The 19,688-nt window shown below is 63.0% G+C and carries 9 protein-coding genes; 2 read left to right on the plus strand and 7 right to left on the minus strand.

Going from position 1 to position 19,688, the window contains the following annotated elements; all coding sequences use genetic code 11:
• Window positions 1-15: 15 nt before the first annotated feature.
• The 6 genes from IM701_RS07945 to IM701_RS07970 all read right to left on the minus strand — a co-directional run bounded on the left by IM701_RS07945 (window position 16) and on the right by IM701_RS07970 (window position 17,154).
• Window positions 16-3,099 carry a CHAT domain-containing protein gene (locus IM701_RS07945; RefSeq protein WP_230487614.1) on the minus strand — a complete coding sequence of 1,028 codons (3,084 nt, stop codon included), beginning with the start codon at window positions 3,097-3,099 and terminating at the stop codon, window positions 16-18.
• A complete protein-coding gene (locus tag IM701_RS07950) occupies window positions 3,096-11,438 on the minus strand; it encodes a hypothetical protein (protein ID WP_193826610.1) in 8,343 nt (2,780 codons plus the stop codon). Before IM701_RS07950 ends, IM701_RS07945 begins: the two co-directional genes overlap by 4 nt.
• On the minus strand, window positions 11,438-13,201 hold the full coding sequence (locus IM701_RS07955; protein ID WP_193826611.1) for a ShlB/FhaC/HecB family hemolysin secretion/activation protein: 1,764 nt from the start codon (window positions 13,199-13,201) through the stop codon (window positions 11,438-11,440). The genes IM701_RS07950 and IM701_RS07955 overlap by 1 nt, the downstream gene beginning before the upstream one ends.
• A gap of 190 nt (window positions 13,202-13,391) precedes the next feature.
• Window positions 13,392-16,127: a preprotein translocase subunit SecA gene (gene secA, locus IM701_RS07960; RefSeq protein ID WP_062344563.1), complete on the minus strand. Its 2,736-nt coding sequence runs from the start codon at window positions 16,125-16,127 to the stop codon at window positions 13,392-13,394.
• 102 nt (window positions 16,128-16,229) lie between these two features.
• Window positions 16,230-16,490 carry a hypothetical protein gene (locus IM701_RS07965; protein ID WP_193826612.1) on the minus strand — a complete coding sequence of 87 codons (261 nt, stop codon included), beginning with the start codon at window positions 16,488-16,490 and terminating at the stop codon, window positions 16,230-16,232.
• A 55-nt stretch (window positions 16,491-16,545) separates the two neighbouring features.
• Window positions 16,546-17,154, minus strand: a complete 609-nt coding sequence (locus IM701_RS07970) for an energy transducer TonB (protein WP_193826613.1) — start codon at window positions 17,152-17,154, stop codon at window positions 16,546-16,548.
• Window positions 17,155-17,252: 98 nt separating this feature from the next.
• Between IM701_RS07970 and argJ the strand changes: the two genes are divergently transcribed.
• Window positions 17,253-18,479, plus strand: a complete 1,227-nt coding sequence (argJ, locus tag IM701_RS07975; RefSeq protein ID WP_193826614.1) for a bifunctional glutamate N-acetyltransferase/amino-acid acetyltransferase ArgJ — start codon at window positions 17,253-17,255, stop codon at window positions 18,477-18,479.
• A complete protein-coding gene (locus IM701_RS07980) occupies window positions 18,476-19,285 on the plus strand; it encodes an inositol monophosphatase family protein (RefSeq protein ID WP_039332244.1) in 810 nt (269 codons plus the stop codon). The genes argJ and IM701_RS07980 overlap by 4 nt, the downstream gene beginning before the upstream one ends.
• A gap of 40 nt (window positions 19,286-19,325) precedes the next feature.
• Here IM701_RS07980 and trxA read toward each other — a convergent pair whose 3' ends face one another.
• On the minus strand, window positions 19,326-19,646 hold the full coding sequence (trxA, locus tag IM701_RS07985; protein ID WP_039332242.1) for a thioredoxin: 321 nt from the start codon (window positions 19,644-19,646) through the stop codon (window positions 19,326-19,328).
• Window positions 19,647-19,688 lie beyond the last annotated feature (42 nt).

Here is a 19,688-nt window from a genome sequence, read left to right on the forward strand (position 1 = left end):
CATCGAAAGCTGCGCTTATCGCGAAGCCTGCGTCGTCATCGGTGCATTGCCGGTTACCAGCGGCTTTGCGCCGTCGCCCACGATGATGAATGCAGCCCAATAGAAAGGATGGGACGTATTGGGATCGTCCATCAGCTTTTCCTGAGCCCCCTCCAGAGCACTTGCGAGTTCCTGCCCGGGCCTGGAATCGATGACACCGCCGATCAGACGCTTGGTGGCGTCGAAGTCGTCCGGCACCGGCCAGTGGCTGGCAATCACCGAACGCGCACCCGCGCCGACGAAAGCGCGGACCAGCCCGTCGAGCGCATAATTGCCGCCGGTGGTGACGCCCGCCTCCCGGCTGGCTGCCACCGTTGCCATCCCGGCCGTATCGCAGGCTGAAAGGATCACAAGGTCTGCATTCAGCTTCAGGTCGAAGATTTCGCGGAAGCTCAGCAGACCATCAGAACCCATGTCCCCGAAACTGGTCACCAGCGCGGGGCGTGCCGGGCAATCCGCGCGCGGAGCCGTGACAAGGCCGTGCGTCGCAAAGTGCAGCACGCGATACTGATCGAGGTCACTTTCGCTCAGTAGGGCGCTGTCGCTGAACTGCGCATCGGTCTTCACCGCGCTACCACCCAGGCTGAGCTTCTTCTGCGCGAAGAGCAGCTCGTCGGCAGAGATCGGATTCTGCCAAGTGGCCAGCGGCCAATCGCATTCATCCGCCACCGCCGCCATAGGCCGTTGCGTGGGCTTGGCATTATGCCCTAGTCCCAGGTAATTTCGCGGCGCCCCGGAGGCTGCGAGCTTCCGAATATCGAGAAATCCGCGCGGGCTCACCGCAATCGAAACCTCGCGCCCACGGCCCAGCCACTCGACACCGGTGAAGTCGAAGGGATCGCCGTCCGGGCTCTCCATCCGCTTCTTGTATTCCGCGATGCCCTTGTCGCCGGTTACCAGAACCGTTGGCGGAAGCTGCAGCATGGCGCCATCCGGTTCGAAGATCAGATGACGCGTGCCGGGCAGCAAATCCTCAACCTGTCCGAACACGGCCTTGTAGAGCGCGCGGGACTTGTCGAGGTCGAAGGGATAATTGACCTGCTGGCCATTCTCGACCTTCACGATCGTATCGCGAATGTCCTGAACCTGCCTGGCCAAGGCCGCTGGCGTCAGGCCAAGGTCCACGACGCGCGCATCGCCACTTGTCGCAAACAGACCATAGGCGCGGTCGCCCACCAGCATCAGCTTGTAATAGGATTCCCCCGGCTTGAGTGCGGCCTGCAGTTCAGCCAGCTCAACGCCACGCGGCGCCAGCACGTTATAGCGCGGAAACGCCGCCAACTTGCTTACCAAAGCCGTCTGGTCGCGACGCAATGAGGCAAGGTTGTCCTGCGCCGCAACCAGCGCGGCTCTCTGCTTCTCGTCAGGCATGGCAACCGCTGAAAGCTGTTCGACCAGAGCCTCGGTGCGGGCGATGTCACGGGTGCGGACCAGCGACAGACGGAACAGCGCCGCTGCCTCGTCATTGCCTTCTGACATCTGGCGCGCCAACACTGCCTGCGTCTGGGCAACGCCCGGACGCTGAAGCACTTGCGAGGCCACAAACGTTGCCTTGGCTGCATCTGGTCCGTTGCTCTTGGCCAGCAACCCGAAATAGGGTCCGAGCAGATCGCGCAATGTCGTCCCGGCATCGGGGACCGACAGGCTTTCCTCGACGACTTTTCCATAAAGCGCCAGGGCTCCGGCCTCGTCGCCGCTGCGGCCAAGCCACGCCGCTTTGCGGGCCTGCGTGGCCAGCAAGGCCGGTGATTGCGGGAAGGATGCACCGATCAGGGCAATTGCCCGGTCGAAAGCCGCACCGCTGTCAGCCTTGCGGCCCTGCGCTTCGGCCAGCAATGCCAGCTCTATCTGGATTTCTGCACGCAGCCAGCCGGCGGAGGCAACGCGCCCGCCCCTTACCGCTTCGAGCCTCCGGCTGGCGCCTTCAAATCCTGCCACTGCTTCATCCAGCCTGCCTTGAACGCGCGCCGCCGTTGCCTTCAGGGCATCGGCTTGCGCATCGAGGATCTCTGCGCGCTCAAGGTCGGTAAGCCCGGGATCGACCGCCCCCAGCCGCTTGAGCGACGAACTCTCGCGGTTGATCTGTTCGGCCAGCGGCGCATTGATCACCCCAGCCGCAAGGTTGGGCCGGTCATAGACGTCCCCGACGGCGCTCACGGGCGTTGCCAGTTCCTTCAGCGCAGCCGCAGCCTTGCGCTGGTTGAGCCGGTTGATTGCACGATAGTTACGGATCAGGCGCTGCGTCACGCCGTCCCCCCGCGAAAGCGCTCCGGCTGCTTGTGAAAGCAGGCGGTCGGCTGCCGTGAAGTTGCCGAGATTGGATTGCTGCAGGCCCTGATTGGCCAGGGCTTCTGCAAGTCCTGCCCCACCGGTCGAGCGATCACGACTGGCCAACGCCTCGAAAAACTCCGAGGATTCGGCAAAGCGGCCGCCATTGTTGCGCAAATAGCCTTCGTCCCGCGCACCGAGGCGATCCAGTTGCCCCGCCTGCACGCGCGCGAAGGCGGCAGGATCGCTGACCTCGGTCGTCGCCACGCGGATTTCGCCCGGCACCGGACTGTCGCTGACAACGCTCGCGAGAGCCAGTCGCAGCGCCGGATCATAGCCTGCAAGCCCTTCAACAAAGTAGGTGGTCCCGCCGCGCTTCACCGCATAGCGTTTGTATTCGACATTGGCGTTCTGGTCGCGGCAGTTCACTGCGCTAACCCGGCCCAGCGTTTCGATCGCGACGCTGCCTTCGCCCCCGCAAGCCAAAGTCACGCCGGGAAGGCCGGTGGGCTCGTTGCCCATGGAGATGTCCCGCCTCACGGCAATCAGACTGCCCACTGCCCCGGCGGCGTCTCGACAACTGACCCGGTAACCACGATCGAAGATACCGCCCAGCCGCTTGTCCAGCGGAGCATTCTGCGCGGTGCAGGTCACACCCGAACTGCCAACACGGAACGAGTTGCGGATCGACAGAGGCTGCTGCCCTTCGGCCGCCTGCAACGGCGTTGCCGCCGATGCCAGGAGTGCCGCCATCATGGCGCTGCTGCGAATTGTCTTTATGCGCGCGTTCACTGGGCGTCTCCTTCCGCGCTGTCCTCGTTCACGACCGACCCGATCAGGGCCGGATTGCCACTGCCGGCCACCGGTTGCTCGATTTGCCCCACGGGATCGAGAGGCTTGCTGTCGATCAGCTGCGGTGGCGGAGCGATTGGGCTGGAGGCTGCATCCTCCCCTTCGTTAGCCCGCTCCTCCTGCTGCTGCTCTTCCTGTGCAGGATCATCGCTATTCTCGTCAGAGGTCGGCCCAGACGGTTCTTCGACAAACGCCGGCGTGCTTCCCAGCGTTTCGTTGGAGATAATTTCAATCTGGCCCGAAATAGACCCGATGGTATCGGGGCCCTCCATGGCAGAAGCGCATGACGCCACGGAGAACAGGCAGCCGTTGATCTGGCTGTCAGCCGTGAAGGGCGTGAAATCGGCGTCCGGCGAATTGACCACAAGGCCGTGTGCCGCCGCTCCGGTAACGATCCCGTCAGGGGTCTGGAAAGCGCCATTGACGACAATGGAAATTGATCCTGCCGCCGAGTTGGTCGGCGCGGTCACATCGGTCAGGTCGGCATCTGCAAGGAAGCCAGCCGGATTGAGCGTCGTGCCGGTGTTCTGGATATAGAGCGTGCCTGTCGGATAAAGGTCCAGCCCCAGGCTGCGAAGCACCCCTTCCGGTCGCTGGACAGATGCCGGCGCATTCAGTTCGGCGATCCTGCCTTCGTAGAATGGATCTGCCGCAAGTTTTTCGAGAATGCTGCCCGACGCTACATGGATATGGTCCGCATTGATCTCCAGAACGCCACCAAGGGGGGCAGTGCTCCCCAGTTGGCTGGCCGAAGTAAGATTGATCGATCCTGTCGCGGCATCCAGCTCGAAACGGCCCGTCGTGAATTCGAGAACGTTGGACTGAGCAAAGCCGGTCCCGGTAATCGCGCCGACAACACGGATTGCGCCGCCCGGTATCTCCGTCTGCAGTTCGCCCGAGGCAAAGATGACTCTGCCGGTGGTGCCCGCCACATTGGTCGATCCGATGGCTCCCCCCGCCACCAGCGAAACGTTACCAATCAACATGTCCGTTGCGTTGGCAGAGCGATCCACCGCAGCGATGACAAACTCGCCGGTCGAGACGAGGCCGATCTCGGCATTGCTCAGTGCGTATCCGCCATTTGCGGCTAGCCCATCCCCGATCAGCGCGGTCCTGGTCGAATTGGAGATCAGGTCGACAAAGCCCGTCTCCGCCGTCTGGATACCCGAAAGGATTGTCTGGCCGGTCGGAAGGGTCGCGTTACCGTTGTCGATAATCGAAATGTCGCCGGACACGATCCGGACCTGCGTGGCCAACCAGCGCCGTGCCACCGTCGCTGTTCCGGCGGCCTCGATCTTGATGTCGTTGAAGGACCGCATCCCTGCGCCGGAGAAGTCGCCCTCCGTGGCTACTGCGATCCGCCCGGCAATCGCTACATTGCCGATGGTGACATTGCTGCCGGTAGCTGCCGGGGTCGCCGCAAAGATTGCCGGGTAGTTGATACTTCCGGGCTGCGCGGTGGTCGGCAGCATGGAACTGCCCGCAATCAACAAGCGGCCCGTGGCATTCGTCAGTTGGCCCGTCGCGCTGAACACGGCCCCTGCCAGAGCGGTCTGGACGGATGCGGTTCCCCCTGAAAGCAGCACCACATCCCGGCCTCGCACCGTCCCGAGATTAAGCGCCGTGGCGCCACTTGCGAGGATGTCGCTTCCCGAAACGAGTGAGGCTGTGGTAATCGACTGATTGCGCGAGATAATCTCGATGCGATCGTTCTGCGCCTGAAGGCTCGAGAAGGTCAATGGACCGTTGGCCGTTATCCCTATCCGGCCGCCAGAAAACACGTTGCCCGTGGTCACCCCGGTCCCGGCGGCGATCCGCAACGAACCGACGCTTGAATTGTTGGAGATCGTCACCGCCCCGGTCAGGGCCACCGGCGTCGCACCGAACACCAGTTCCTTGTCGAACCCGTTCGTGGTCTGCCCCAAAGCCTGCATCGAACTGTTGGCGATGAGCACACGGTTGACGACATTGAGACCGGTTATGGAGAGGTCACCAACCGAGCCGAGCAGTACGTCATACCCGACAACGGTACCAGTGCCGAGACCGCCACCGGACGCAACGCGGACGTCTCCGCTGGAGGTCAGGTTGCCAGTGCTGACATTGCCATCGGCCGCGATCGAGATCAGCCCCGCTCCGCTGGCGGTTGGCGTGCCCGAGCCCGCCGAGACTTGCCCGACAGTCAGGCTTCCGCCCGCGGAAAGTCTCAATGAGTTGGAAACCGACAGGTTGCCGGTTGTCAGATCGCCTCCCACGCCTGCTGTGAGGCTGCCGGAGCCGGACGAGTTTGTGATCCGGACCGCTCCGCCTACTGCGACGGGCGCTGTTGCAAATACCAGTTCCTTGTCGAAGCCATTGGCCGTCTGGCCCAGCGCGGCCATCGAAGCGTTGGCAATGAGGGTGCGATTGACGATCGAAAGACTGTCGATGGTGACGCCAGTTCCGGCCAGAAGCAGGGTGTCATAGGCTCGCACGAAGCCCGTCGTCACGCTGCCAACGGCACTGATTCCAGCGTCCGAAGCTGCAAAGATGGAACCTGTCTGGACGCTGCCGCCAGACGTGATCCCGACCGAATAGAGATCGCCGTTGCTGCCGTTCGGCGTGCCCGTTCCGGCCGAGATATTGCCGGTCGTCACGCTGCCGGCCGACTGCACGGTGACAGATGTCGCTGCTGTCATGTTGCCGGTCACGGTGACGCCCAGCGTCTCGAGATCTATGGAATCGCTGGATGTCAGGTCGCCAAGGCTTATGGCCCCTCCCGCCGTCACGTCGATTGCGCCGACGGCGAAGAGAGCACCCAGATCGATCCGCCCCAGTGCCTGCAGCGTTAGCGAGCCCTGCGTCGACAGGTTGGCATAGCCGACAATATCCTGGCCCGAAGAGAGGCTCAGCGAATTGGTGCCAGTCAAAGTCCCGACGCTTGCCGGAGCCGTGCCCGGAAGAACCCAGTTGCCCGCGTCGATTGCCACATTTGCGGCTGTCAGCGTGGACTGATCGAGCAGGATCGAGAATGCATTGGGCGTCGAGAGGAACAGGCTGCCCGATAGGTCCGCGGTGGAGTTGGTCAACGAAACGTAGTCCGCAAGAGCGCCTGCAGCCACGTTATCGGCGATCGCGACGAACGAAGCATTCGTACCAGTCAAGCTGCCGCCATTCATCTCCATGTCGATGGCATCGCCGATGATGGTGCCGGTTCCAGAGGTCGCCCCCGTGCCTCCGACCGCAATCGCGCTGAAGCTGAGATCGCCTGCGGTCAGGCTGCCAAGTTGGCCCGGCTGCTGGAACCGGTGGGTAACCACCAGGGCCGCACCAGAAACCCGGTCGGTCGCGACATTAGTGCCTACAGTCGCATTGCCGCTGGAACCTGCAGTTGCGCCGTCACCCCCATTGCCGCCTGTCCCATGGGCGTTGAAACTGCCGCTGCCTGTGATGGTTACCTGGCTGCCGCGAACGAGCAATGTCGATCCACCTGCCGCCCCAAGGGCACCACTGCCGCCCGTTCCGAAGGACAGATCGCCTGCACCGCCATCCCCGCCGACGCCCGAAGCGCTGGTAAGCACAGACCCGAAGGTGGCCGATCCGGAGTTGATCGCGCCTGTAGCGAGCCCGCTGGCGGTTCCGAGTTGGACTCTACCGCCGGCACCAGTACCACCTGCTCCGCCGTTCAATCCGTCACCCCCGCCGCCGCCGAAGCCACCGGCAGAGACGTTGACGGAATTGATCTGCAATTGGCCATTGCCTGCAGTGCCAAAGATCAAGGCCGTTCCGCCAGTAGCATCGCCACCCGCGCCGCCATTGCCGGTGGGAGACGAGGCCAATCCGCCAAAGCCGCCAAATGCCGATGAATCGGCAACAAGATTGCTGATGGTTACAGAACTCGCGCCTTCGAGCGCGCTGTTGGCGAACACTTCGACCTCGCCACCTTGCGCAGCGCCGCCTGCGCCGCCGAACTGGCCGAAGCCGCCGAATCCGTCAGCGGTTGCGAATGTCTGGCCGAGAACGAGCGTTCCCTGCCTGGCCGAAATTCCGACGAACCCGCCGGTACCGACGCCGCCGGCAAAACTGTCGCCGCCAGTGCCTTCGGAAGTCACGAACGTGAACCCGCCGATGTCGATGCTACCGTTGTTGCCAAGGTCATCAGGCGTGCCGACCGTCAGCAATGCGGTGCCCCCGGTACCCGCGCCGCCGAGTCCGCTCGGTCCGTTGAGGTATCCGGCACCACCAAAGCCACTCGCTTCGATGGTTGCGCCGCCGTCGATGGTGATGCTTCCACCGTCGCTGTAAAGACGGCTTGTACCGCCGGTTCCGTTACCACCGTTGGCCCCGACATCGCGGCCAGCACCTCCCGTGCCGTCCGAGTAGATGGCCAATGTGCCAGAGATGCCCGCGGTGCTTGTCCCCGACGCGGTGAAGGATGCGTTGCCACCCGCGCCGTTGCCACCGCTGAGCGACGTAAACTGATCGCCACCTTCGCCTGTCGCCGAAATCGTCACATCGTCGGCAGCGAAGGACAGGCCCGATCCGAGCCGCACGGCGATGTTGCCACCCGTGCCATTGCCGCCTGCCCCGCCGGACGATCCGCCGCCGCTGCCGAACGCCGAAAGATTGAGGCCTGCGGTGAACGATACCTCGTTCCCGGTGGTCGCGCCGTTCGAACCCAGATTGATGGAGCCGCCCACAGCCGTTCCACCAGCCGCGCTGCATGTAACGCCGCAAGTTCCGCTGTTGCCGCCGGTGGCATCGGCAAGCGCATTGAACCCGTCAGTGGAGGAGAGGAGACTGCCGCCACGGTCGAACAGCAGGTTGATCGTCCCCCCTGTCGCCGAGCCGCCATTTCCGCCAACGCCGGGCGTCGGACCTTCGCCTCCGTCTCCGCCTGCGCCGCCAAGCGCACCCGCGTTGATGATGACGAAACCGAGTTCGTATCCGCCTGCTCCGCTGCCGCCTGACGCTGCGAAAGAATTGAGATTGATCTGTCCGCCAAGCGCGGCCCCGCCGTTTCCACCGCGGTCACCGGTGGGAGAATTCATCGTTCCCAGAGCGCCGTTGCCGCCAACGCCGGACGCATTTGCGTTGAGTTGACCAGTGCTGATCAAGCCGCCGTCGACAGCCGCATTCAGATTGATCGTGCCGCCCTGCCCGAGGCCGCCGTCGCCGCCGACTTCTCCTATGGGTTCACCCGTCCCGCCCGTTCCGCCACGGCCAGTCGTGCTGATCGAGACTGTAGGCGCGGTGATAAGCGTGGGCGCGGTCAGACTGGCGTTGGCATTCAGAGAGATGGTGCCGCCGCGTCCGGTGCCGCCATTTCCTCCGGACTGGCCATCACTACCTACTCCTTCGGAAAAAAGGTTCAGGCCGTCGAAGGAATCGACGGTCGAACTCCCGGCAGTGAACGTAATGGTTCCGCCTTGCCCATCTGCGCTGGACCGACCGCTACCGGCGTAACCGGTCGCCTCGAAGGTAATGCTGCCAGTCTGGCTGAGGTGAACCGTACTGCGGTTGGCATTGAACGAAATCGCCCCGCCGGTCGCGCCGCCAGCGCTGCCGCCGGACGCAAAGCCAAACACGTCACCGCCTGAACCGATCGCGCCGATATAGGAGATGCCGCTGGTCGCGAACGTAGCGTCAGCGATACCAATATCGACCAGACCACCCTGGCCGAAACCGGCGATCATCCCCGGGCCGCCATAACCTTCTGCGACAAAGGAAAACGAACCGCCGGCCGATAGTTGTCCGCCAGTCATGGCTATCCGCGCGGTGCCGCCTGTGCCTGTGCCTGTGCCTCCCGCGCCCGTACCGTCAGACGCATCCCCGCCGCGTCCGGTTGCCGCGACGGCGATATCTCCGCTCGCCGCCAGTGACCCTCCGGTCGATACTCGCAGCCGCGCGAGCCCACCCGTTCCATCCCCGGAGGCACCGCTGCCGAACTGAGCGCCACCACTGCCGTTGGCAGACATGAACAAGTCGGTGGTCTGGATGGTGCCGCCGTTGGCGAAGACATCGACGGTGCCGCCAGTCGCGTCGCCCGCATCAGCCGTATCACCCGCGACGGCGCCGGTTGCATTTGCGGTCAGTGAAATGCCCGATGAAGCTGAAAGGGTCGCCCCGTTGCGCGCTTCGGCAGTTACGAACCCGCCTGTTGCCGGCGTGGTCAGACCGGTGCCAGAGGCGCCCGAGGCGTTCGCTGTTACGTCAAGGGCGCCAGTGATCGTTATACTGGTCGTGTTTGCGAAGAGATTGACCGAACCGCCGCTTGCACTGCCTGATGATCCAACCGATCCGAAACCATTGCTCCCGAAGGCCGAAGCGTCGAAACGCGCCAGTCCATTAATGACCAATCCGGAGCCGCTGGTGGCGATGGTGTAGACCGAAACATTGCCGCCAAGCGCTGAGCCACCGACAGTTGCACCATCTCCACCGATTGCATCTGCAAAACCATCGAGAGCCTGCAGTGACAGAGAGGCGGTATCGAGCGCGTAGACGCTGATCAGCCCCCCCGTGGCATTGCCGCCCGCGCCACTTGCCGAACTGCCCGCCTGCGCACGGGCTGACAGTGCCGAAGCAGCGCCGATGGCTATGGTGGAGTCACCGTTGGCGCGAATTGCGGCAAGCCCCCCCTGCGCACTACCACCGTCAAGCGCGCACGTGACACAGCCGGCACCGTCATATCCTCGCCCCGTGGCATCAAGGAGTGCAGTACCCTGAATGTTGACCTGCGAACCACCCGTACCGGTCGAAAGGATCCACGCGGTGCCGCCTGTCCCGGTTCCGGCGCCGGTGCCCACGCTCTGCGCCTGGCCGCCAAAGCCAATCGCATCAAGCTGGACGTTACCGGTAATGTCGATCTGGCCGCCATTGTTCGACTGGATCTTGGCAAAGCCGCCCTGCGCGTCTCCGGCGTTGGTATCGGGCGAAATCGCTGGAGCGCCAAAGCCATTGGCGCTGAGGTGCACATCGCCCGTGACATCGATCGTGCCGCCATCAGTCGCATAAAGATGCGCGCTGCCGCCAACAGCAAGGACCGAAGCACTCGACCCACTTCTATCAGCATGGAATTCGACGTTGGCGCCGAAGGAAACCTGCCCACCGGCATTCGCAAAGACGCTGACGTCACCACCGGTCGAGCTCGCAAAGACGTTGGACGCGAAATCCAGACCTGCGCTGCTCCCCGAGCCAAGCTGAAACTGTCCAGTCAGCCGGGCCTCCAGGTTCGACGTGAAGTCGGCATCGCCACCCGAAATGTTTGCGAGCCCGGTTCCGCCCCCGCTGGAGGCGAAGCTCTGCGCGCTTCCGCCTGCCACGTCGTTACCGGCTGACAGCACGACGGTGTTGCCAATGACATCCGCCGCGCCTGCGATGTCGAATCCCAGCGAACTGCCGGCCCCGATGGCCATGGTGATCGCGTCGTTCTTGGGGACGGCAACCATGTAGATGCGATGGAAGAAGTCCGGGTTGGACGCCGCTGGGCCGGTTATCGTACCGTTGTTGCTCGCAACTGTGCCGGTTGCGCTTGTTCCGGAATCGACCTGAATGTCGAACAGGCCGTTGGGAGAAAAGGTGATTGTGGCAGCATCGGCAGCAACGAGCGCGGCGGAACCGTTGACAGTGATGGTGCCGTTGTTGGTAACCGACGGCGCAACCATGGCGATGTAGGAGCCGTCCGTCGTCGCGCCGAGTTGAGCGCCTGCGCTGACCACGATCTGCGAGCCAGCCACGCTGACTGGCTGAAAGACATAGGCGCCGCTGGTGTCAAAGCTGCCGTCGGTCGTGCTGTAATTGAGATCCGATGTGGTGAGAACCAGATTGCCGACATCGAAGACCGACGATGCACCAATGAGGATGCCGCCAGGGCTGTAGAAGAAGACAGTCCCGCCCGGAGCAGAGCCGCCCGCAGCTGATTGCAGACGAGAAACGACCGTCCCATCAAACTGGATTGCACGTGTCGATCCCGAAGGGATGATGCGGTTGAGCACCGCAAAGTCGCCGTTCGATGCAGGGTTATTGGTAAACGTAGCCGTCGTGCCGGCCGACTGAAATATGATTGGCCCGCCCGTTGCTGCGGTATCGTTCGGCGTCCAGTTGATGACTGCGCTCGGGCTTGAAACGACGATGTCGGTCGTGCCCGAACCGGTGTTGATCGAGACAGAGCCGAACGTCGATGTCGGCGTAGCCTGGAACGATTGCGCCTGCGCAACCGAACCCGATGCCGCCAGTGCCGTCGCCAGCGCAATTCCGGAAGCTGAAAGCAGTTGCTTGCGGGGGGCCTTTACATGAGCGCGCATCAGAAGTTCCTCCACGGCAGCAATCGCGTGGTCAAAGTCATGAGAAAGCGGTGCTTGGAACGGCGGGCCTGGAGGCCGACCTTTTCCAGGGGCACAGCCAGCGTCGCCTCCAGACGGAAGCGGGAGCCAATGTCGGAGCGGAAACCGCCACCTGCAGACGTCAGGCGGTCGGATCCCGCAAGCCCCTTGTTCCAGACCCACGCGGCGTCGGCGAACACGAACGGCTGAACGCGGATTTCCCGGCTGCTCCCGATCGGAAGGCGCGGTCCCCTGAATTCAGCCGTGGCGCCCACGGCATCGTCGCCGATCAGCTCTCCCGGATCGAACCCGCGACCGATCGTGAAGTTGCCGGTCGAGAATTCCTCGAACGCGAACAGCGGCTTGAAGGCGTACTGGGCACGAGGGGCGAGAAGAAAAGATACCTTGCCAAGCGCGCGCTCGTATTCACCCTGCCAGCGCACGACCGTAGCGGTTGGCGAGGCATCTGCACGGCTGGCGGGTAGTGCCGTGGCACATGAAGCGCCTGCGCATGGCCGCGTCGCGTCAAGGATGGCGAGCCCCTGGCGCGCTTCGAACGAAGACGCGAGGCGCCATCTCGGCTGGGCGTGGGACGTATCGACGGCATCCATGTCCAGTCGGCCCCATGCCACGCGGATCTTGTCCTGCGTGAGTGGCACGATCAGGTTGACGTCCTGATTGACCAGATCGAATCCACCGCTGAGCCAGATGTTTTGAGCGAGCGAGCGCTGGAGCGGATAACGGGCATGAAGGCTGGCATAGAGCGTACGCGCGTCGAGCGAGACATTGGCCGGAAGCCCCGCCACATCGGGCTTGGTCCAGGCATAGGTGAACTGGCCACCGACGACGAGGCCACGTGAGCCGGGGCGGAACTCATGGCTGCCCTGCAGGATATGCTGCTCCGAAAAATCGGACGTCGCATAGTAGGACAGCGTCGTGACATCTCCCATTCCCGTCAGCCCGTAGAACTGGCCGCGGAGCTGTCCGCCGAATCGACCGGTAGCCTCAGACGCAAGGTTCTGGATCGTCAGGTCGAGAGCATAGGGTTCGCGCAATACGCTCACCTCGGCCACGAGATCGCCCGCTCCGGTGCCTGCGGGCTTCAGCGTAAGTTGGACATTGTATCCCGGCAGATCGCGGGCCAGCAGAAGGTAGCGTTCGGCGCGGCGCTGATTGAACACTTCCTCGCCGGTCAGGGCGCCAAGGTATTGCTGCAGTTTCTTCTCGGCCCCTTGAGTCTCACCGCGGGCTCGGACGGTGGTGATCCGGGCATAGATCACTTCCATCCGGACCTGACCGTTCTCGATCTTCTGGGTAGGCACCTGAACGGCAGCAAGGTAGCCCCTGTTGCGCAGCATGGTTCCTGCAGCGTCACGGATCTGGCACAGGACAGAGATCGGCTGCGGCGTTCCCGCAAGCGGCTTCCACGTCTCGGAAAGCTCGTCCGGTGCGATCTCCTTCAGGTTGTTGAAGGTAACTTCGCTCAGCGTAACCCTGATGTCCGCATATTGCGGGTCTTCCAGCGGACAGGGCGAACGCTCGATCTCGTTCCTGACCGAAAGGCGTGGCGCAGATTGAGGAGCCTGCCCTGTGATGCCGCGAAGTTCATCGCGCGATGGCGGAGTGGTAGCCTGGCCGGGTGCCGATTGCGCGAGCGCCGGAACTGTAGTGGAGGCCATCGCCGCAAAGGCAAGAACGCCTCCGCTTGCCAGCAAGCTCCGCTTGCGCATCTCCCTGAACGTCATTCTGCAAGTGCCCCCGTCGGATAACTCTTCGACGCGGCCCGTTCTGTTCTGTTTATCGCTCGTTCATGTTTAGCAACAAATGCGGATCGTGCAATCGCCGAGGACCGGCGATTGCACAATAACATTTGTTTCAAGCCCTTGAATCAAATCAGCTTGACCGAGATGCCCTCGGCAAACCTGAAACCAGTGGTCAGGCGGCAACGCCATGGCAGTGCTTGTACTTCTGCCCCGAACCACATGGGCAGGGCGCGTTGCGGCTGATGCCCTGGCCCGCATAGGGATCCACCGCCGACGAACCGACGGTCAGCCCGCCGCCAGCCTGCGGAGGCAGAGCGCCGAACATGGTTGGCGCCGGCGCCAGAGGAGCCGCGTCGTTCTCACCCGTGAAAGGATCGATGTGGCTCGTAAGGAAATCCGGCAGTTCGGGCAGCTGGAATTCCTCGGACGGGCGAAGGCGGATCTCGCTGGTCGTGAGAATGCGCGTAACATCCTCGCGGATGGCATCGAGCATCTTCTCGAACAGGCCGAACGCTTCCTGCTTGTACTCGTTGATCGGCGTCTTCTGTGCGTAAGCGCGCAGGAACACGACCTGGCGAAGCGCGTCGAGCGTCGCGAGGTGCTCCTTCCAGTGATGATCAAGCCGCTCAAGCAGGATCGACTTCTCGAGGCTGCGCCAGGCCACCGGATCGATCTCGCCGATCTTGCGGTCCATATGCTCGTCGGCGAGCGTCTGGATGCGCTCCTCGATGGTATCCGGCTCGATCGCCTCTTCCTGCATCCAGTCCTCGATCGGAACCTCGAGGCCCAGAACATCGCGCACCCTGCCCTTGAGGCCTTCGACATCCCACTGTTCGGGATAGGAGCCGGGAGGGCAGGCGTCGCCGACGATGGCGTTTACCGTATCGTGACGCATGTCGGTCACGACATCGCCCACGGCTTCGGCATCCATGATGTCGGCGCGCTGCTCGTAGATGACCTTGCGCTGGTCGTTCATCACGTCGTCGTATTCGACGACCTGCTTGCGGATGTCGTAGTTGCGCGCCTCGACCTTCTTCTGCGCGGTCTCGATAGCCTTCGACAGCCACTTCGAACCGATCGCCTCGCCATCAGCAAGGTTGTTGTTCATCATCTTGGCGAAGAGCGTGTCAGGGCCGAAGATACGCAGCAGGTCGTCCTCGAGGCAGAGGTAGAACTTGCTCATGCCCGGGTCACCCTGACGCCCCGAACGACCGCGCAGCTGGTTGTCGATGCGGCGGCTCTCATGACGCTCGGTGCCGATCACGCACAGACCGCCGGCGGCAAGCACCTTGGCCTTTTCCTCGGCGACTTCAGCCTTGATCCGGGCGATCCCGGCATCGCGCTCCGGGCCTTCGGGCAGATCGCGCAGTTCGTCCTCGATGCGGAACTCGACATTGCCGCCAAGCTGGATGTCGGTGCCGCGGCCCGCCATGTTGGTGGCAATGGTCACCGCACCAAGGCGGCCCGCCTGCGCCACGATGTGCGCTTCCATCTCGTGGAAGCGGGCGTTCAGGACGTTGTGCTTCACGCCTTCCTTGGTCAGGAATTCGGAAAGCAGCTCCGACTTTTCGATCGACACGGTGCCGACCAGCACCGGCTGTCCGTTTTCGTACTTGTCGCGGATCAGCTTCGCGATGGCCGCGAACTTGTCGAGCGTGTTCTTGTAGAACTCGTCTTCCTCGTCGATCCGCTGCACCGGCACGTTCGTCGGGATCGAGACGACGTTCATCTTGTAGATGTCGAAGAATTCCGGCGCTTCGGTGGCAGCCGTGCCGGTCATGCCCGAAATCTTCGGGTACATGCGGAAGTAGTTCTGGAACGTGATCGAGGCCATCGTCTGGTTCTCGGGCTCGATCCGCACGCCTTCCTTGGCTTCTACCGCCTGGTGCAGGCCGTTCGACCAGCGCCGGCCGTCCATCATACGGCCGGTGAACTCGTCGATGATCACGACCTTGTCGTCCTTGACGATATAGTCGATGTCTCGCTTGAACATGACGTTGGCCTTGAGAGCCTGGTCGAGATGGTGGACCACCATCGTGTTCTCGACGTCATAGAGGTTCGAGCCGACCAGCAACCCGGCTTCCTCGAACGCACGCTCGACCCACTCGACGCCATCTTCGGTGAGCGTGATGTTCTTGGTCTTCTCGTCCGCCTCGTAGAGATCGGGCTGGATCTGCTTCACGATGGCGTCGACCGAGATGTAGAGATCGCTCTTGTCGTCGGTCGGCCCCGAAATGATCAGCGGCGTGCGCGCCTCGTCGATAAGGATCGAGTCCACTTCGTCGACGATCGCGAAGTTGAACGGGCGGTGCACCATCTGCGATCGTTCGTGCTTCATGTTGTCGCGCAGGTAGTCGAACCCGAGTTCGTTGTTCGTCGCGTAAGTGATGTCCGAATTGTAAGCCTCGCGGCGCTGCTCCTCGTTGAGGTTCGGCACGATCACGCCAACCGTCAGCCCGAGGAACCTGTAGAGCACGCCCATGGTCTCGGCGTCGCGGCGGGCGAGGTAGTCGTTCACGGTGACGACGTGGACGCCCTTGCCTTCCAGCGCGTTGAGATAGACCGCCAGTGTCGCAACCAGCGTCTTGCCTTCGCCGGTGCGCATCTCGGCGATCTCGCCGCGGTGAAGCACGATGCCGCCAATCATCTGCACATCAAAGTGACGCATCCCGAGCGTGCGGACCGAAGCCTCGCGGACTGTGGCAAACGCTTCGGGCATGATGTCGTCGAGCGTCTTGCCCTCGGCCAGCATCTGGCGCAGCTTCGGCGTCTGGGCAGCCAGTTCCTCGTCGGAAAGCGCCTGGAGGTGTGGTTCATAACCCGCGATCTGGCGAACGAGCTTGTCGAGCGACTTGACGTAACGATCGTTGGAAGAGCCAAACAAGGCCTTGGCGATAGAGCCGAACATGGGCGGATTTTCCTGTTGAATCTGTGATGTAGTTGGCCATGCGCATCATCGGCGCGCAGCGTCGGACAGTGTCGTGCCGGTAAGGGTATGCTGTCCGTGGCGCTATTCGCGCGCGCGGTCAGTCAATTCAATGCCGCAAGGCCGGATCAGTGCCGGAGCGGGCAGCCACACCGTCTTGCGGCGGGCATTCGTGCGCTTCTGCGGCACCGCGCCACCGCGGGCCGCGCAACGCTGCTGGCGCTGCTCGACAGAAGTTGAAGCGCCTGTCGCCATGCCTGCTTCGGCCACTTCCGTGCGCGAGACGGCAAGCGCCGCCTCGGGCAGGGAAAGACCCGTAATCAGGGCCAAAAGGGCAAGAAGCATGCGCATTGCCGCAACAGATAGGCATTCCGTCGCGGTTCGTCCATATGGAAAGCTCTCAAGGCGCGACGTCAAACACCTCTATCTTCGTGGTGACCTGCACCTGCCTTTTTACCGGCTTTCCAGATTTGTCCTTGAACGGAGCCATTTTCGGGGGCCCGCCGGGACACGGTCCGGCGCCTGGCAACTCCCTCGTACCTGACGGCGTAGTGATGGATTGGCGGCAGTTGGTCACGTTGCCCTGCTCGTCAACGACAAACGCCAGCACTTGCGTTGTGGGTGAAATCGAGGCCGGGACAAGATCATCCGGGATCGTCCAGCGTACCGAATTCGAATAGGTCCCGACGACGGCCCTTCCCTGCCCATCCATGGCAGGGCTGAAACGCGCCCGTGACTGGATCAGGTCGCACGTGGCACTATCAAGCAATGCACTTCCGCTGCTCATGGTGACTTCACAGCCGGACGGAACTCCGTCCGTTCCGACCTGAATGCGAAAGGCGACGGTGCCCTCCTGTTCGTTCCGAAGGGCTTCGGAAGGATAATCATGGGTGGTAACCCACTCGCCCGGGTTTCCCATGGGCTTGGGGGATTGTGGCTCCGCGGCCGATGCATTCTGCTGAACAACGACAAAGGCCACGCAGGCCGCAAGAAATCGGATCGAATTCATCCACTGAGGCTACAAGGTGCATTGCAAAGCACAAGCCGACAAACCCGTGTTCTGCGCATAACTTGAACCGGAAGCGCCTGCGCGCTAGGCGCATCGCCATGTCTGACGCCGTTTCCCCGCTCGCAACGCCCTTCCCCGCCCTGCCGGCCATTGCAGGCGCAACCCCGCGCATCGCGCGCGCCGGGTACAAGGACTGGGGCCGCTGCGACCTCACCTATGTCGAACTTGCCGAGGGCACGGCGGTTGCGGGCGTCTTCACGCGCAACGTGTGCTGCTCGTCAGAAGTGGAACTTGGTCGGCAGAACGTCCAGCAGGGCAAGGCCCGCGCGCTGGTGGTGAACGCCGGTAACTCCAACGCCTTCACCGGCTATCGCGGCCGCGAGGCGGTCGAGCAGATCATGTCGCAAGTCGCCGCACACCTCGGCTGCGAAAAGGACCAGGTCTTCGTCTCCTCCACCGGCGTGATCGGCGTGCCGCTGCCCAAGGACAAGGCCCGTGCGGGGATCGAAGCCGCACTCCAGGCCGAAGTCTGCTCATGGGAAGACGCCGCCCGGACCATCGGCACCACGGACACCTTCACCAAGGGCGCGACCGCTTCGGCGATGATCGGCGATACCCGTGTGACGTTCAGTGCAATCATCAAGGGCAGCGGCATGATCGCGCCCGATATGGCAACGATGCTGGGCTATATCTTCACCGATGCCGCCGTCAGCCCGGCATTCCTGCAGGAGTGCCTCTCGGCCGCAAACCGTCGGACGTTTTCATGCATCACTGTCGACAGCGACACCTCGACCAGTGACACCGTGCTCGCCTTCGCCACCGGCAAGGCAGGAAACGCCGAACTGACCAGCTTCGACAGCCCCGGTGCCGATGCCTTCGCCGCCGCGCTTGAACAGGTATGTCGCGAGCTGTCCCACCTCGTCGTCAAGGATGGCGAAGGCGCGCAGAAATTCATCGCCGTCAGCGTTACCGGCGCGGTGTCCGACGAGAGCGCCCGCAAGGTGGGGCTTGCCATCGCCAACTCGCCGCTGGTCAAGACCGCCATCGCAGGCGAGGACGCCAACTGGGGCCGGGTTGTCATGGCCGTGGGGAAGGCTGGCGAACCAGCCGATCGCGACCGCCTCTCGATCGGGTTCGGCGGCACTTGGGCAGCGCGTGACGGTCAGCCCTTGGCCGATTACGACGAAGCGCCCGTCGCCGCGCATCTCAAGGGCAGCGAGATTTCGATAGAGGTCGATCTCGGCCTGGGCGAAGGCTCGGCCACGGTCTGGACCTGCGACCTGACGCACGGCTACATTTCGATCAATGCGGATTACCGGTCTTGAGCCGGTCCCTTGACGATGCAGTGGCCGCCCTCATGCGGGACACTGCGGAAAAGACGCTGCTGAAGCACTACCAGCGGCTGGCCATTGAAGAGGTGAGCAACAAGGCGGTCGACGATGTCGTCACCATTGCCGACACCGAAAGCGAAATCATGCTGGCCGAAGGGCTGGCAAGGATCCTGCCCGAGGCGGCGATCGTCGGTGAGGAAGCGGCCCATGCTGATCTGGCAATCTTCGATCGCCTGTCTGACAAGCTGTGCTGGATCATCGACCCGCTCGACGGGACGAACAACTATGCGGTCGGCAAGCCGCCGTTCGGTATCCTGGTTGCCCTGGCGCAAGGCGGCGAAACTGTTGCAGGCTGGATCTACGACCCGCTCTCGGGCCGTCTGTGCACCGCGCATCGCGGCCAGGGCGCTTGGGTCAACGGCGAGAAGCTGACCGCGCGAGGCAGCGGCAATGACACGCCGATTGCCGCGATCTCGCTGGTCTTTGTCGACAAGTCCAAGCGCGCGTCGCTGATGGAGCATATCGCGCCGCACTACACGCTGGTCGATATCCCCCGTTGCGCCGCCGAGCAGTATCCCCGCATAGCTCTTGGCCAGAATGACGTGTCCCTGTTCGAGAAGACACTGGCGTGGGATCATGCCGCAGGCGTGCTGTTCCTGAACGAGGCAGGCGGCAAGGCAGCGCGACCTGACGGTTCGCCCTACCGCGTCGATCGCCATCTGGAACCCGGGCTGATCGGCGCGGCAAGTCCCAGGCTGTTCGACGAACTGGCCGAGCGTCTTTCGCGCATGCCGGCCTGATACAAGAACCCCCGCTTTCGCGGGGGCAATTGCTTCGAAATCAAAGAACGCTTTCGAGCCATCCCTTGATCTGGCTCTTCGGCGCAGCACCCAGCTTCTGGGCGACCGGCTGACCGTCCTTGAACAGGATCAGCAGCGGGATCGACTGCACGCCGAACTGGCTGGCCGTATCGGTGTTCTCCATGATGTCGACCTTGGCGATCTCGACCTTGTCGGCCAGTTCCTCGGAAATCTCCTCAAGCGCGGGGGCGATCATCTTGCACGGCCCACACCAATCCGCCCAGAAATCGACGAGGACGGGCTTGCTGCTGCCCAGAACTTCGGAGGCAAAAGTGGCGTCGGAAACGGCCTTGGTCGACATTGCGTGAAACTCCTGTGTGGTTGAGGGCAATCTAGGCACTCG

Source organism: Novosphingobium sp. ES2-1, from assembly GCF_015169775.1.
GTDB lineage: Bacteria > Pseudomonadota > Alphaproteobacteria > Sphingomonadales > Sphingomonadaceae > Novosphingobium > Novosphingobium subterraneum.

What these genes read in the sequence shown, in the direction of transcription:
- IM701_RS07950 (WP_193826610.1), bottom strand. Translation starts at nt 11,438, where the DNA reads ATGCGCGCTCATGTAAAGGCCCCCCGCAAGCAACTGCTTTCAGCTTCC.
- IM701_RS07955 (WP_193826611.1), bottom strand. Translation starts at nt 13,201, where the DNA reads ATGACGTTCAGGGAGATGCGCAAGCGGAGCTTGCTGGCAAGCGGAGGC.
- secA (WP_062344563.1), bottom strand. Translation starts at nt 16,127, where the DNA reads ATGTTCGGCTCTATCGCCAAGGCCTTGTTTGGCTCTTCCAACGATCGT.
- IM701_RS07965 (WP_193826612.1), bottom strand. Translation starts at nt 16,490, where the DNA reads ATGCTTCTTGCCCTTTTGGCCCTGATTACGGGTCTTTCCCTGCCCGAG.
- IM701_RS07970 (WP_193826613.1), bottom strand. Translation starts at nt 17,154, where the DNA reads ATGAATTCGATCCGATTTCTTGCGGCCTGCGTGGCCTTTGTCGTTGTT.
- argJ (WP_193826614.1), top strand. Translation starts at nt 17,253, where the DNA reads ATGTCTGACGCCGTTTCCCCGCTCGCAACGCCCTTCCCCGCCCTGCCG.
- trxA (WP_039332242.1), bottom strand. Translation starts at nt 19,646, where the DNA reads ATGTCGACCAAGGCCGTTTCCGACGCCACTTTTGCCTCCGAAGTTCTG.